Here is a 13,444-nt window from a genome sequence, read left to right as displayed (position 1 = left end):
AGACCTTGCGGACCTGGATGGTCAATGCCTCGACCTACCCTATACCCCCAGTAGGTATCATGATTATTGTGTCATGATGATGCAGGTGGTCGAGGATTGCTTGACGGATAATTCGTTTTCCCACAATGGTTTATGTGGCGAGGTGATGGCCGTACGCGCCTCCGAACCCTCTCCAATATACCTATAGGGGGTATATTGAAAGATGTGTGAGGCTGGCTTCTCGGCTCACCGCCGTCCCCCCCGAGAGAACAGGAATCCCAATGAGCAGATGTGGCTGTGGCAATACCCCGAAGACTGACGCCAATGGCGTTGCAGGCACTGTCGGTACGGCGATGCCGACCGGCGGGAAAGACCTACTCAACTCTGGGAGTGGTGAACTCGTCGAATGTCGGGTCATGCCCGGCAGTGTGATCGAGAAGGCGCGTGCCGAAGCGGAAGGCCTGTTCCGTGACTTCGAAGGCAATCGGTACTGGTTCTGCTGCAAGGGATGTGGTCCTCGATTCGACGCAAATCCCAGGAAGTACGCCGACGTGAGCTGAGCGAAAAGTGGTGGTGCAGGCGATGTCTGCACCACCACTTTTGTTGTAGCGCCGTCGGTGTTCGGGCGGACCGTCATCATCAGACAGCGCGAGCACAAGCGCACTGGGTAGCCGCCAAGGTGCATTCGCCTTGCGTCGTTTCGTATGACGGGGGTGCGGGCAATTTAGCACCGGTCTCCCGAGGCCAAAGTGCAAATCCTGCAACGGCTCCCGCTGCGGCAAGCGCTGCGAGGATGCTCCAGGTGACCGCAAATCCCGCGCTCGTGCCGACCCATCCGGCGATCGGATAGGTGACAAGCCAGGCGAGGTGCGACAGCGAGAACTGGGCTGCGAACACCTCCGGTATACCTGTGGGGTCGACGGAGCGCCGAAGCACCTTTCCGGTCGGTGTGACGATCATGGCCATCCCGGCGCCGATGAGTGCCCACACTGAGGCTGTGAGTATCCACGTGAATACGCCGGCCACGGCGAGGGATGCTGCCGCGCCGGCGCTGAAGACCAGAACGACGGAACCTGCTGTCATCACGGTGCGTTCAGCGGTTCTGTCGAGAATGCGTGGAAGAAGCAGAGCGGTCACCAGCGTGCCGGTGCCCGATGCGGCAAGCATCCAGGCTACGTCGGATTGGGTTCCACCGAGCTCGTCGCGAACGTAGTTGACGGTATTGACCACCACGATCGAGCCGGCTGCTGCCACCACGAGATTGAGGGCCATGATGCCGCGCAGTCGCGGTGTGGTCACGAAGATTCGCACTCCGGACGCGATCCGATCCCACGCCTTGCGGTGAGTACTTCGGCGAGCGTTGGGGATTCGGGTGGCCAGCACGAGCAGCGCCGAGACGGCAAAGCCCACGGAGGTGGCGACGAACAACAGGTTGAACGTCATGAAGGACAACGCGACTGCGGCAAGAACAGGGCTGAGCAGACTTTCCATCGTGTAAGCGACCTGCGATGCCGACAGCGCGCGGGTGAAATCGGCCTCGTCGGTCACGATGTCCGGGATGACCGCTTGGAACGTGGGAGTGAACGCTGCCGACGCAGCCTGGAGAACGCCTACCAGCACGTAGATGTGCCAGATCTCGCTGACGAAGGGCAAGGCGATCACTACCGCTGCGCGAAGGACGTCGAGTGCGACGAGGAAAGCTCGTCTCGGCAACCGGTCTACGTACGCCGCTGCGAGTGGAGCGATCACGACGTACAGGGACATCTTGATAGTCAGCGCGGTGGCCAGCACGGCCCCGGCGCTCGGTCCGGCGAGTTCGTATGCGAGTAGACCCAACGCAACCGTCGCCAACCCAGTGCCGAACAGGGCGATGATCTGGGCGCTGAAGAGCAGGCGATAGTCGCGAATCAAGAACAGACGCATGCTGTTCCGTTCTGGCACGGTCCTAGCGGTCCGGTTCATCTGGTTTCACTCCCGCGACAAGATTGAAAGCTCCGGTCAGGACATTGAGGGCGACGATTCCGACTACGTCGGCGATCTCGCGATCACCGTAGCCGTACGCTCGAAGGTCCGAGATGTGTTCGTCGGAAATCGAGGCAGGTTCCCGGTAGACGCGCAGTCCGAGGTCGATCATTGCCGCGATGGCGGGATCGGCCGACGTGCCCGCGCGGGCACGCTCGATCTCGTCCGCCTCGACGCCGTTGGCGTGCGCGGCGGCAACGTGGGCTTCGAGGCAAACAGCGCAACCTTGCTGGACCTGCACAGCGATCGAGATTCGTTCGCTGATCTTGCGGTTCAACTTCGCTCGCTTCATTGCCCGGCTGAGTTGCAGATAGCCACCCAGCACGGCGGGTGAATGAGCCATCGCCGCAACCATGTCGCCGACCTGTCCGTGACGGTTGACGAGCTCGGCGAGCAGGTCTTTTGATGTGCCGACAGCGGTGGCCGGTGTGAGAGGTGCAAGGCGTGACATGAGGAGTCCTAAGTGGTTCCGACGGTAGTGGGTTCGGTGGACGATCGCCCGCCGAACCCACTACCGGAGTTGGTCAAGAATTGACGGTGGACTTAACGGTTCGAGGCTCTTCGACTTTGGGTGAGCGCATCACTACCGCGGTGATTGCTGCGCCCACCACTGCGATGACGGCTGCACCGATGAACACTGCGGAGAACCCGTTCGTCAGCTCGGTCAGGTCGCCGAGTTGATCAGCGCCGAACACTGCTGCGATCGCGGTCATCACCGCGAGACCGACAGCGGAGCCGACCTGGTAACTGACGTTGACGATGCCGGACGCCAATCCGCCCTCCTCTGGGCGTGCGGCCGAAATCGCCGTACCCAGTGAAGGAATGAACGCCAGCGTCATACCGGCCGCAGCTACCAGCGAGGCCGGCAGCACGTCTACCCAGAAGTTGCCGGTGGGCCGGATCAACGACATCCAACCCAAACCTATTCCCAGGACCAGCAATCCGGCGACGATCATTGCTTTTGCGCCGAAACGCGCCATGGCCCGTGGTGCCACGACGACCATGCCGAGCATGACGAAGATCGTCATCGGCAGCAGAGCCGCACCGGCGGGGAAGGCGCTGTATCCGAGCACTTGCTGCAGATACAGGTTCAGGAAGAACCACATCGGTATCCAGGCGGCGCCGAGCACGAGCTGAGCGATGTTCGCGGCACCGAGGTTGGGCGCCTTGAAGATTCCCAGACGCACGAGAGGCTCCCGACGCTTGGACTGGATCAATACGAATGCACCCAACAGAGCGGCCGACACGGCGAGCGCCAGCCACGTCTGCCCGGATCCCCAACCGACGTCAGGTGCTCTGACGATGCCGAAGACGCCGACAGCGAGGCCCGCGGTGACCGCCAGTGCGCCGAGGAAGTCGATCGACCCGGTACGTGCCGGTGCGTTCGGCATCAGGAAGGGAATGGCGATCAATGCAATAACTGCGATGGGGATGTTGAGATAGAAAACCCAAGGCCAGCTGGTGTATTCGGTGATGACGCCGCCGAGGAACACGCCGGCCGTACCGCCCGCCGGGGCGGCAGCGCCGTAGATGGACAGCGCCTTGGTCATTTCCTTTTGCGTGCTGCCGAACAGCATCATCAGCAGGGTGAGCGCCGATGGCGCGATGAGTGCGGCACCGGCGCCCTGAACTGCGCGGCCTGCAAGTTCGACGGCGACGTTACCGGCGGCACCGGCGACAACGGAACCGATCAGCAGGATCAGCCAACCGGCGGTGAACACTCTGCGGGCGCCGAACAGGTCGGACAGGCGCCCACCGAGGAGGAGTAGCCCGCCGAATGCGATGACGTATGCATTGAAGACCCAGGTGAGACCTTCCTGGGAGAAACCGAGATCGCTCTGCATCTGGGGGAGAGCGACACCGATGATCGAGGTGTCCATGATGACCATGAACTGAGCGGCGGCAATCAACGCCAACGCCCACCACTTACGTGTGGATTGCGGTTGTGTGGACATTCTGAATTCCTTACCTGTACGGGGTATAGGTGATGCTTGCGTGTTCCGGGGACGTCGTAAGCGAGCCGCTGCGACATCGGTGCAGTGTGACGATGAAATGTGTGGGGAATTGATGCTTTCGGAACTCATTCGACCGGCGCTCGACGTAGGTGCGCATCGGATCTCCTTCGAGTGAATTCAAAGTACTTCGGTCGTTCGTTGCATACCCTAGGGGGGTATGGTACAAATTGCAACAGGTTCGATTTCGAAGAGTGCAGAACCCAACGCAGACGGCAACGGAAGTGCTGCCGACCTAAGCTCGGGAGGGCAAGATGTTCAGCAAGAACGGCTACACACTGGAATTGGCAACGTCGGAGGCGGCTGTCGGCAGCAATGTACCTCTGCAATTCCGGATTCTGGATTCAGCGGGAACTCCGTTGACTCAGTACACGGACACCCACGACAAGCAGTTGCATCTGATCGTGGTCGGTCTGGACCTGACCGAGTTCCAGCACGTGCATCCCGAATTGGATGAGAACGGAAACTGGCACGTGTCAGTTGATTTCGCTCATTCGGGAGACTATCGAGTCTTCGCTGACTTCACCCCGGACGGCGGTGACGGAATCACGCTGAGTGCGGATGTACGCGTCGTCGGCTCCTATGATCCCCGGCCGTTGCCTGCCGCTGCTGCCGACACGACGGTCGACGGATACACAGTCTCCCTCGAAGGCGCGGCCCATGCCGGTCAGACATCGAAGCTCACGCTCTCGGTCAGTCGTGACGGAATCCCGGTCACAGACTTGCAGCCCTACCTTGCCGCGTACGGGCATCTGGTCGCGTTGCGTGCCTCCGACCTCGCATATCTCCATGTGCATCCGGACGGTCATCCCGGTGACGGTGTCACGCCAGCTGGTCCGGCAATCACCTTCTACGCCAACATGCCGAGTGCCGAGGACTACCGATTGTTCTTGGACTTCAAACACGACGGGGTGGTGCGTACAGCGGAATTCACGCTGACGGCCGACAATGCGACCCCACCTGTGTCCGAACATGCGAACCACGCGCACCACGGGCACTGAGATCGAATGCGTTTCGCAGCAGCGGGAAAACGGGCATCGGCAATCGCCATGCACCCATCTGTTCGTGCAGTAGCGAAGTGCCTGGCGATGTGCGCAGTGATTGCTCTGCAGGACAACGGAAGCCGAAGAGTATCCGCACATCGCCCCGGAAATGAGAATTGTTGCGACATCACGCGTTGACGAAAAGGAGGATATCGAATGTCGGAAGCGACAGAAGTTGGCAGTGCTCCAGGCAGTGATTCGACTGGCGATGCATGCTGCACGAGCGATTCGCACGGCTACATCTCCGCCAAGGACGACTACCTGGCGCGTTTGCGCCGTATCGAAGGTCAATCTCGTGGCCTGCAGCGCATGGTCGACGAGGACAAGTACTGCATCGACATCCTGACGCAGGTCTCGGCGATGACCAAGGCTCTCCAGGCGGTGGCCATGGGCCTGCTCGAGGACCACATCGGCCACTGCGTCGTCAAAGCCGCTGTTGCCGGTGGGCCCGAGGCGGACGCGAAGATCAAAGAAGCGAACGACGCGATTGCGCGATTGGTCCGCTCGTAGAGCTGTGCTCGACGACCATTGATACCTTGGTGGGCATGTTCAGTGTCGAGATCCGTCGTACATTCGCTGTGAGGCAAGGGCTTCCGGCACCCGTGCGGGACGCAAAGAATTTGCCGCCGCTGATGCCTGCCGAGGGATTCCGCGTGACGATGCGAGTGGCGTTCTCGTTCGAGGACGACCAACTCGGAGATCGTGGATGGTTTGTCGACACGGACGCTCTGGACGAAGCGATCGATCGATGTGCTGAGCGACTGGCGAGCGCCGTCTGGCCGGAGATGTTCGATTTTCGTCCGTCATTCGAGAATGTTGCGAAGTGGGCTTTCGGTGAACTGGCGCCCAGCATTCCCCAACTGACCTACGTCGAACTCGACAACGAGACGATCGGTGTGGCAACAAGATACGTCAGATCGCAGTGATCTGACGTATCTCGTTGCCACGCAGGGTTCGATCGATCGGCTACTGGTAGAGACGCAGTGCGGAACCGATGAATGTCTTACCGAATGCGAGTCCGGCCTTGTTGAAGTAGAAGCTCAGGACCGTATCTGCAAACGGGACTGCGGACACCGTTTTGGTGATCTGCGACTCGGCGTCCGCCCACTCCGCGCATGCTGCGTCGCCGGTCAAACCGGAGGCCTTGGCAACGGCTGCTTCGTAGGCGGGGTTGTTGATCGAAGAGAAATTCTTACCTGCTGCCGGAGCGGGACCGGAGAAGAACGGGACGAACCCGCTGGGAACCGAATTGTTGATCTGGATCCACGCGATGTCCCACTGGTTGTTGTCTTTGCCGCTGAGCATGACGTCGACAACCTTGGTCTGGTCGGCTCCTGTCACCTCGACGGTCGCGCCGAGGTCGGACCATGCCGTCTGAGTGAGTTCGGCTGCTGCGCTGCGCGCATCTTCGCCGGCAGCGTAGAAGAGGCGGAGGGTCAGCGGCTTTCCGTCCTTGCTTCGCTTGCCGTCAGAGCCGGCGGTCCAACCTGCAGCGTCCAGTGTTGCCTTTGCTGCGCTGAGGTCGAAGTCCGGAATGTTGCCTGCGACAGAGTCGTACACGCAGGCGCGGGGTTCGACGGAGACAAGACTTGTTGCACGGGTGCCCTGGCCGCCGGTGATCACTTCAGCGAGATCGTCGAGATTGACGGCCTGGACTAGAGCTTTTCGAACGGCGGGATCACTGGTCGGATTATCCGCAATCTGATTGAAGTACATCTGACCGGCGGGAAGTGGGCGCTGGACCGAGTCGAAATTGGCGGCATCGATGCGATCCTTGTCCGGACCGGCGATCGGAGATGCGCTCAGTTCGCCCGAGAGAAGCTGGTTTGCTGCGGTGCTGACATTGGGTGCCATGACAGCAATGACTGTCTTGGGGACGCCCGGTGTATCGGAGGTGGTGTCGTCGGGGCCCCAGCTGTAGCCGTCGCGACGCTCGAACGTGTAGTGGTCGTTGGCCGAGACTTCGGTGACTTCGAACATGCCGGAGCCCAGCGACTTGTTGTTCGAGGCGGTCGGATCTTCGAGACCGGCATCGCACATGATCGGGAGGCGACTGATGGTGAGGAGGAGGAACGGGGTCGGCGCCGGAGTGGTGACCGTGATGGTGCGGGTGGCGAGATCGGCAGTGGCCGAAGCGCCGATGGGAACTGTGGTGCCACGTTGTTGCGAACCCTTGGCCGGATCGGCTACGAAGTTGATGTTGTTCGCGACGGTCTGTGCAGTCAGCGTCGACCCGTCGGTACAGGTCACGCCTTCACGAATGGTGAAGGACGCGGAGGTCGGCGTTTCTTCCCACTTCTCGGCCAACCATGGTTTGAATTCACTGGTTTCAGGATCCTGGTAGACCAGGGAGTCGTACGCCAGCTTCGAAATTTCCGCGGTTGCCGCCGAGCCGGACATGATCGGGTTGAGTGCACCCGGATCGCCTTGCAACGCATACCGGAAGGTTCCGTCTGTCAGAGGCTCACCGCCGCCGGAGCCCGAGGACGTGCCTCCCGAGCTGCAAGCCGACAACACGAGCGCGAGCCCCGCGGTCGCGGCAAGCGTCGAATAGGAGCGGTGTTTCATTGTGCCTCCGTGAAGGAGCCGGGGCCCGGGAGTGAATCGTGAGGGCGCAGTCGAGTGTGACCGCTAAATCTTGGCGTAGGACGTGACGGGCATCTCGGTTGATCCTCACGAAAATCCGGCAGATTTTTGTTCGATTTCACGAAGGCTGGAGTTCTGGCTCAGTTCAGGGGGAGTCGAGGGCACTTCGACGTGGCCACCCGGTCTCCGTGAGTACTACGGCCGGAACCGAGGTCGCCGGGGCGATCGGGCCGAGACCGCGGAGATCTTCGTCGTCGTCGATCTCGGACCAGAATTTTTCAGAAGAAACATCGAGGCCGAGAACGATCCACGGCGGTCCGGCCTTTTGAAAGGCGAAGGAGACGTTGCCGGTTCGAGGAACCGTCGCATCGAACAAATGGTCTCCGACGGGATAGCCCTGCTGCTCGCCGATCAAAGTCACGGTCGTCGGTTCGAAGGATGCCTCGCGCAGAATCTGCTCGACTGCGCGGTCGAAGCTCTGCTGGGCGCTGAACTCTTTGTCCGGCTTCGAACCGCTGAACTCGGGAAAATGCGCACAACACAAAACATGAGAGCCTGCCGAGGTGCAGTACAGGCGAAACACGGGAAATCCACCGGCCACGACGCGTGACGTTAGCAGAGCGTCGAAATGAAGGAATTGCTGTTTCAGCAAAGATTGTTGCGTGAATTGTTGGAGATGTTCATCCTGGATGAATGAGCCACGAACACCACAATCACCACGAAAACTCTGAAACCACCGAGAATCCGTACGCCAAGGCGGACGCACAGTTCTGGAACTCGCTGTACGAGGAACGTCCCGCGCGCTGGAGCGGAAATCCCAACCCACAGTTGATTGCCGAAGCCTCCGACCTCGAACCGGGCACTGCACTCGACGTCGGTTGCGGCGAAGGCGCCGACGCTTTGTGGTTGGCACGTCGCGGGTGGAAGGTCACCGGCACCGACATATCGTCGGTTGCGCTCAGCCGCGCCCAGGCTCACGTCGAGGGCGAGGGCGTCGACATCGAATGGCTGGAAGCCGACCTGACGAAGTGGGATCCGCAGGGGCGCTCTTTCGATCTGGTGTCCGCGCAGTTCTTCCACATGCTCGAACCCGCGCGCGGGGAATTGTTCCGTGCTCTCGGAGATCTGGTCGCGCCGGGCGGGCATTTGCTGATCGTGGGCCACTCGCCCCACGAGTCGCCCACCGAGCATCATCGGGCCATGCTCCATACGCCTGAATACGTGGAGTCGCTGTTCACCGATGGGTGGAAGGTGTTGGTCTCGGAGTCGCGGGAACGAGATCTTCCCGCGACCCCCGAGATGCATCACACCACGGATACCGTTGTGCTGCTTCAGCGATTGAGTGCGAGTACCGACAGCAACTCGTAGGCGACGTGAGCCGCTGCGATACCGGTGATCTCGGCGTGGTCGTACGCCGGCGCTACCTCGACGATGTCGGCGCCGACCACGTTGAGTCCCACCAACCCCCGCAGTGTGTTCAACAATTCGCGAGAGGTCATGCCGCCCGCTTCGGGTGTTCCGGTGCCCGGGGCGTGGGCGGGATCGAGTACGTCGATGTCGACGGAGACGTACACCGGCCCACCGTCGAGGCGCTTGCGCATGCGCTCGACGATGCTGGCGACGCCGTCGACCTCGTAGTCGTCACTGCGGATCACCTGGAAGCCGAGGACGCGGTCGTCTTCGAGGTCCTTCTCGCTGTAGAGCGGTCCACGGATGCCGATGTGCTGCGAGCGCTCCATGTCGATCAGGCCCTCTTCGCTGGCACGGCGGAAGGGGGTGCCGTGGGTGAAAGGCTGACCGAAGTAGGTGTCCCAGGTGTCGAGATGAGCGTCGAAGTGCAGGACGGCGATCGGGCCGTGATCGCGGGCCAGTGAGCGCAGGATCGGCAGTGCGATGGTGTGGTCGCCGCCGAGCGTGAGCACGGAGGAACCGTCGGCGCGCAGGTCGGTGACGGCGGACTGAACCGTCGTGAGAGCTTCCTGAATGTCGAAGGGGTTGACGCCGATGTCGCCGAAATCGGCTACCTGCTGGTTGGCGAAGGGCGAGACCTTGAGCGCGGGGTTGTACGGACGCAGCAGCTTCGACGCAGCGCGGATGTGCCCCGGACCGAACCGAGCGCCGGGGCGGTAGCTGACACCTGAATCGAAGGGGATGCCGAGGATTGTCACGTCGGCGCGCGAGACCTCGTCCAGGCGCGGGAGACGCGCAAAAGTGGTCGGCTCGGCGTAGCGGGGGACGCGCGTGGCGTCGACGGGTCCGATGAACGATCCGGGGTTGTTGGTAGCCATGTGCAGAGGTCCCTGCTCTCGATTCGGCGCACACCGGGCGCCCTTCAGTGATGTAGCTCTCTGAGCAAGTATGGTTTCTTCAAGAGGCTCGGTTGTCAACCCCTGTTTCCTGAAAGGGACACGGCGGTCGTGAAGGAGTGGGTTCAGTGGCCAAGGCGAAGGAAGCGGTCGAGCCGGTCGGACCGCGCATCGGGGCGAGGCTCAAGGCGGCACGTCAGTCGAAGCGATTGACCCTCGACGACCTGGCCGAGGCCTGCGGTGTGACCAAGGGGTATCTCTCGAAACTCGAGCGCGATCACGTCAACGCGTCGGTGGCGACCCTGATAAAGGTGTGCGCGGTGCTCGAGATCCCCGTCGGATCCCTGTTCGAGAATGCGTCCGCCGGTGAAGTAGTCCGCGCCGACGCCATGCCGCAAATCAGCTTCGGCGGCGAAAAGATGACGGAGTACCTGCTCACGCCTACCAACGAGCGTCGAATCCAGGTGCTGCTCGGCGAGCTGGAACCAGGCGGCGGAAGTGGTCAGGAGTTCTACAGCCTGCCGATCGACGTGAACTTCGTACACGTGCTCGAGGGTGGCCTGCGGGTCTCGTTCGAGGGCGGTCGGACGGATCCGAACGGTGAGGCCGTCGACGCCGAGGACGTTGTGCTTGCGGCGGGCGATTCCTTCACATTCACGCCGACGCACAACCATAGTTTTCAGGCCGAAGGCTCGGCTCTGGCGAAGGTTCTGTGGGTCTTGAATCCGGCATTGCCGGAAGGGCCACGCGCGTCGCCTTCGTGAGACACGAATCCGTGAATGTTGATTCTTAGGAAACAAGAGTTGACATGATTGGCGGCACCCGTCACGCTGGTAGTTGTCCCCGTCACACACACCGTCGAAAATTGGCGTCACGGAACTCCTGAAGGAGCGCACCATGCATGTCGATTCAGTTCGAGTTGGCCTGTTCCAAGGTCCGCTCACCACCCCGGACACCTTTGCGTCGGTGGAGTTCAACCTCGCTGCAATCGACACCGCTGCCCGCGAGGCTGCGGCATCCGGTGCGAAGATCCTGCTGACGCCGGAGATGTCCGCAACCGGCTACGACATCGGCGAACTGGTGTCGCTGCGCGCGGAGCCGGCCGACGGCCCTATCTTCGATTCCGTCGCCGAGATTGCTCGAAGTGCAGGCATCGCCGTCGTCTACGGCTACCCCGAACTCGACGGGGGAGACGTCTACAACAGCGTGCAGGTGGTGGACCGCGATGGCACTTCGCTTGCGCACTACCGCAAGACGCACCTGTTCGGCACGCTCGACCGCGAACATTTCCGGCCAGGTGAGACCCTGGTGGTCGGGTTCGATTTCGAGGGCATCCGCTGCGGATTGTTGATCTGCTACGACGTGGAATTTCCCGAAGCGGTTCGGGCCCATGCCGACGCCGGTACCGAATGGCTCATCGTGCCGACGGGGTTGATGACTCCGTACGAACACATTGCGCAGCAAGTGGTTCCGGCCCGCGCATACGAGAGTCAGATGTTTGTCACCTACGTCAACCGCTGCGGCGCCGAAACCGAGCTGACCTACTGCGGTCTCTCGTGCGCCATCGCACCCGACGGTGCCGAGTTGGCGCGGGCCGGGGGCGGCCAGGAATTACTCTTCGCGGATATCGCCGCCGCCACCGTCTCGCAATCGCGCACCCTCAACACGCATCTCGACGATCGACGCCTCGATCTGTATCCAGACCTTTCTGTCACGACTGTCTCCAAGGAGAACCGTAGATGACCATCCCAGTAGCTCCGGACAGTTCCTCGGAACCCGGCAAGCAGCCGCCCCTCACGATGTTCGGGCCGGATTTTCCGTTCCCGTACGACGACTACGTTTCCAGTCCGGCGGGACTCGGCTCGGTGCCCGATCTGGCACTGGGTACCGAAGTTGCCGTGATCGGTGGTGGACTCTCCGGCATGATCGCGGCCTACGAGTTGCTCAAGGTCGGTCTCAAACCGATTGTCTACGAAGCTGATCAGATCGGTGGCCGGATGCGGTCGGTCGAGTTCGACGGGCACCCCGGGGTTGTCGCCGAGATGGGCGCAATGCGTTTCCCACCGTCGTCGACGACGTTGTTCCACTATCTGAACGAACTGGGTCTGCAGACCGAGGAGTTCCCGAATCCCCTTGCCGAGGTCACGCCGAGCACCGTCATCGATCTCAAGGGTGAGAGCCACTACGCGCACACTCTCGAGGATCTGCCGCCGATCTACACCGAGGTGGCGCAGGCCTGGCAGCGCACTCTCGAAGAGCATGCCGATCTGATTCCGTTGCAGCAGGCCATTCGTGACCGCGACACCGCAGAGATCAAGCGGATCTGGAACGACCTCGTGGTGCGCTACGACGACCAGACGTTCTACGGATTCCTCGCCGCGTCGAAGCACTTCAAGTCCTTCCATATGCGGGAAGTGTTCGGGCAGGTCGGATTCGGTACGGGTGGTTGGGATACCGACTACCCCAACTCGATCCTCGAAATCCTTCGTGTGGTCATCACGGCCGCCGACGACGACCACCGCGGCATCGTGGGTGGATCGCAGCAGCTGCCGATGCGGTTGTGGAACCGCGCCCCGGAGCACATGGCGCATTGGCCTGCCGGTACGACGGTCGCTTCGCTCAACGACGGCGAGACGCGTCCCCGCGTCACCGAACTCCGACGTACCGAGCCTGGCAACATCACCGTCACGGACTCCGACGGATTCATTCGCACCTACGCGAGTGCCGTTGTAACAGTGCAGAGTTGGATGCTGCTCAACAACATCAGGTGTGACGACGATCTGTTCCCGATCGACCACTGGACTGCGATCGAGCGCACTCACTACATGGGGTCGACCAAGGTGTTCGTACTCGTCGACCGCCCGTTCTGGAAGGACAAGGACCCCGTGACCGGCCGTGATTCGGTGTCGATGACACTGACGGACCGTATGAGTCGCGGCACGTACCTGCTCGATCAAGGCGAGGGCAAGCCTGGCCTGATCTGTTTGTCGTACACCTGGTCGGACGATTCGCTGAAGCTGCTGGCGCTCGACGCCACCGAGCGCATGAACATCATGCTGCGCTCTCTCGAAGAGATCTACCCCGGCGTGGACTTCCGCAGCCACATCATCTCGAGTCCGGTGACGCTCTCATGGGAAACCGAGCGCGACTTCATGGGTGCATTCAAGGCGAACCTTCCGGGGCACTACCGCTACCAGGAGCGCCTGTTCTCTCACTTCGTGCAGAATGATCTCGAACCGCGTCATCGCGGCATCTTCCTCGCCGGTGACGACGTGTCGTGGACTGCCGGCTGGGCCGAGGGCGCGATCCAGACCGCGATCAACGCGGTGTGGGGCGTCGTCAACCATCTCGGCGGCGCTGCGCCTACCGAGAATCCCGGACCCGGCGACGTGTTCGAGGAGCTCGCTCCGATCAGGTTGGGCGACTGAGCTCACCGCAACTGCCGAAATGTCGTGCCCGATGGGGGTTGGTACTCCTATCGGGCACGACCTCTTTC

General features: G+C 61.6%; 14 protein-coding genes. 8 read left to right on the top strand and 6 right to left on the bottom strand.

All coding sequences use genetic code 11. The features are described from left to right. Positions 1-260: 260 nt before the first annotated feature. On the top strand, positions 261-539 hold the full coding sequence (locus ACFQ6H_RS11140; protein WP_378646078.1) for a hypothetical protein: 279 nt from the start codon (positions 261-263) through the stop codon (positions 537-539). Between the two features lie 79 nt (positions 540-618). Here ACFQ6H_RS11140 and ACFQ6H_RS11135 read toward each other — a convergent pair whose 3' ends face one another. The 3 genes from ACFQ6H_RS11135 to ACFQ6H_RS11125 all read right to left on the bottom strand — a co-directional run bounded on the left by ACFQ6H_RS11135 (position 619) and on the right by ACFQ6H_RS11125 (position 3,956). Further along, entirely contained in the window at positions 619-1,941 is a 1,323-nt protein-coding gene (locus ACFQ6H_RS11135; RefSeq protein ID WP_378646076.1) for an MFS transporter, read from the bottom strand. Further along, positions 1,925-2,452, bottom strand: coding sequence for a carboxymuconolactone decarboxylase family protein (locus ACFQ6H_RS11130; RefSeq protein WP_378534693.1), 528 nt, complete (start codon positions 2,450-2,452; stop codon positions 1,925-1,927). Before ACFQ6H_RS11130 ends, ACFQ6H_RS11135 begins: the two co-directional genes overlap by 17 nt. Before the next feature lie 73 nt (positions 2,453-2,525). Then, positions 2,526-3,956, bottom strand: a complete 1,431-nt coding sequence (locus tag ACFQ6H_RS11125) for an MFS transporter (protein ID WP_378646074.1) — start codon at positions 3,954-3,956, stop codon at positions 2,526-2,528. Positions 3,957-4,267: 311 nt separating this feature from the next. Here ACFQ6H_RS11125 and ACFQ6H_RS11120 point away from each other — a divergent pair, with 311 nt between their 5' ends. From ACFQ6H_RS11120 to ACFQ6H_RS11110, 3 genes are all read left to right on the top strand, one after another. Beyond that, complete coding sequence (locus tag ACFQ6H_RS11120; RefSeq protein WP_378646072.1) at positions 4,268-5,014, top strand: hypothetical protein; 747 nt, start codon at positions 4,268-4,270, stop codon at positions 5,012-5,014. 198 nt (positions 5,015-5,212) lie between these two features. Continuing rightward, a complete protein-coding gene (locus ACFQ6H_RS11115; protein ID WP_378638766.1) occupies positions 5,213-5,566 on the top strand; it encodes a metal-sensitive transcriptional regulator in 354 nt (117 codons plus the stop codon). 35 nt (positions 5,567-5,601) lie between these two features. Beyond that, on the top strand, positions 5,602-5,982 hold the full coding sequence (locus ACFQ6H_RS11110) for a 6-carboxytetrahydropterin synthase (protein ID WP_378646070.1): 381 nt from the start codon (positions 5,602-5,604) through the stop codon (positions 5,980-5,982). Between the two features lie 40 nt (positions 5,983-6,022). Here ACFQ6H_RS11110 and ACFQ6H_RS11105 read toward each other — a convergent pair whose 3' ends face one another. Beyond that, positions 6,023-7,624, bottom strand: a complete 1,602-nt coding sequence (locus tag ACFQ6H_RS11105; RefSeq protein WP_378534703.1) for an ABC transporter substrate-binding protein — start codon at positions 7,622-7,624, stop codon at positions 6,023-6,025. A gap of 163 nt (positions 7,625-7,787) precedes the next feature. Continuing rightward, on the bottom strand, positions 7,788-8,243 hold the full coding sequence (locus ACFQ6H_RS11100; protein ID WP_378646068.1) for a hypothetical protein: 456 nt from the start codon (positions 8,241-8,243) through the stop codon (positions 7,788-7,790). Between the two features lie 92 nt (positions 8,244-8,335). Between ACFQ6H_RS11100 and ACFQ6H_RS11095 the strand changes: the two genes are divergently transcribed. Beyond that, positions 8,336-9,010 (top strand): class I SAM-dependent methyltransferase, encoded by a 675-nt coding sequence (locus tag ACFQ6H_RS11095; RefSeq protein ID WP_378646066.1) that lies wholly within the window; start codon positions 8,336-8,338, stop codon positions 9,008-9,010. Here the strand turns inward: ACFQ6H_RS11095 and speB are convergent. Further along, entirely contained in the window at positions 8,974-9,930 is a 957-nt protein-coding gene (speB, locus tag ACFQ6H_RS11090; RefSeq protein ID WP_003941134.1) for an agmatinase, read from the bottom strand. The genes ACFQ6H_RS11095 and speB overlap by 37 nt on opposite strands. A gap of 146 nt (positions 9,931-10,076) precedes the next feature. Here speB and ACFQ6H_RS11085 point away from each other — a divergent pair, with 146 nt between their 5' ends. The 3 genes from ACFQ6H_RS11085 to ACFQ6H_RS11075 all read left to right on the top strand — a co-directional run bounded on the left by ACFQ6H_RS11085 (position 10,077) and on the right by ACFQ6H_RS11075 (position 13,376). Beyond that, a complete protein-coding gene (locus ACFQ6H_RS11085) occupies positions 10,077-10,712 on the top strand; it encodes a helix-turn-helix domain-containing protein (RefSeq protein ID WP_092765464.1) in 636 nt (211 codons plus the stop codon). Positions 10,713-10,845: 133 nt separating this feature from the next. Further along, on the top strand, positions 10,846-11,691 hold the full coding sequence (locus ACFQ6H_RS11080) for a carbon-nitrogen hydrolase family protein (RefSeq protein ID WP_021342734.1): 846 nt from the start codon (positions 10,846-10,848) through the stop codon (positions 11,689-11,691). Next, positions 11,688-13,376: a flavin monoamine oxidase family protein gene (locus ACFQ6H_RS11075; protein ID WP_378646063.1), complete on the top strand. Its 1,689-nt coding sequence runs from the start codon at positions 11,688-11,690 to the stop codon at positions 13,374-13,376. The genes ACFQ6H_RS11080 and ACFQ6H_RS11075 overlap by 4 nt, the downstream gene beginning before the upstream one ends. Positions 13,377-13,444 lie beyond the last annotated feature (68 nt).

It is taken from the genome of Rhodococcus sp. NPDC056506 (assembly GCF_042794945.1).
Taxonomy (GTDB): domain Bacteria; phylum Actinomycetota; class Actinomycetes; order Mycobacteriales; family Mycobacteriaceae; genus Rhodococcus_F.
The sequence above is the reverse complement of the archived record's forward strand: the minus strand, read 5'-3'. Positions and strand labels throughout refer to the sequence as shown.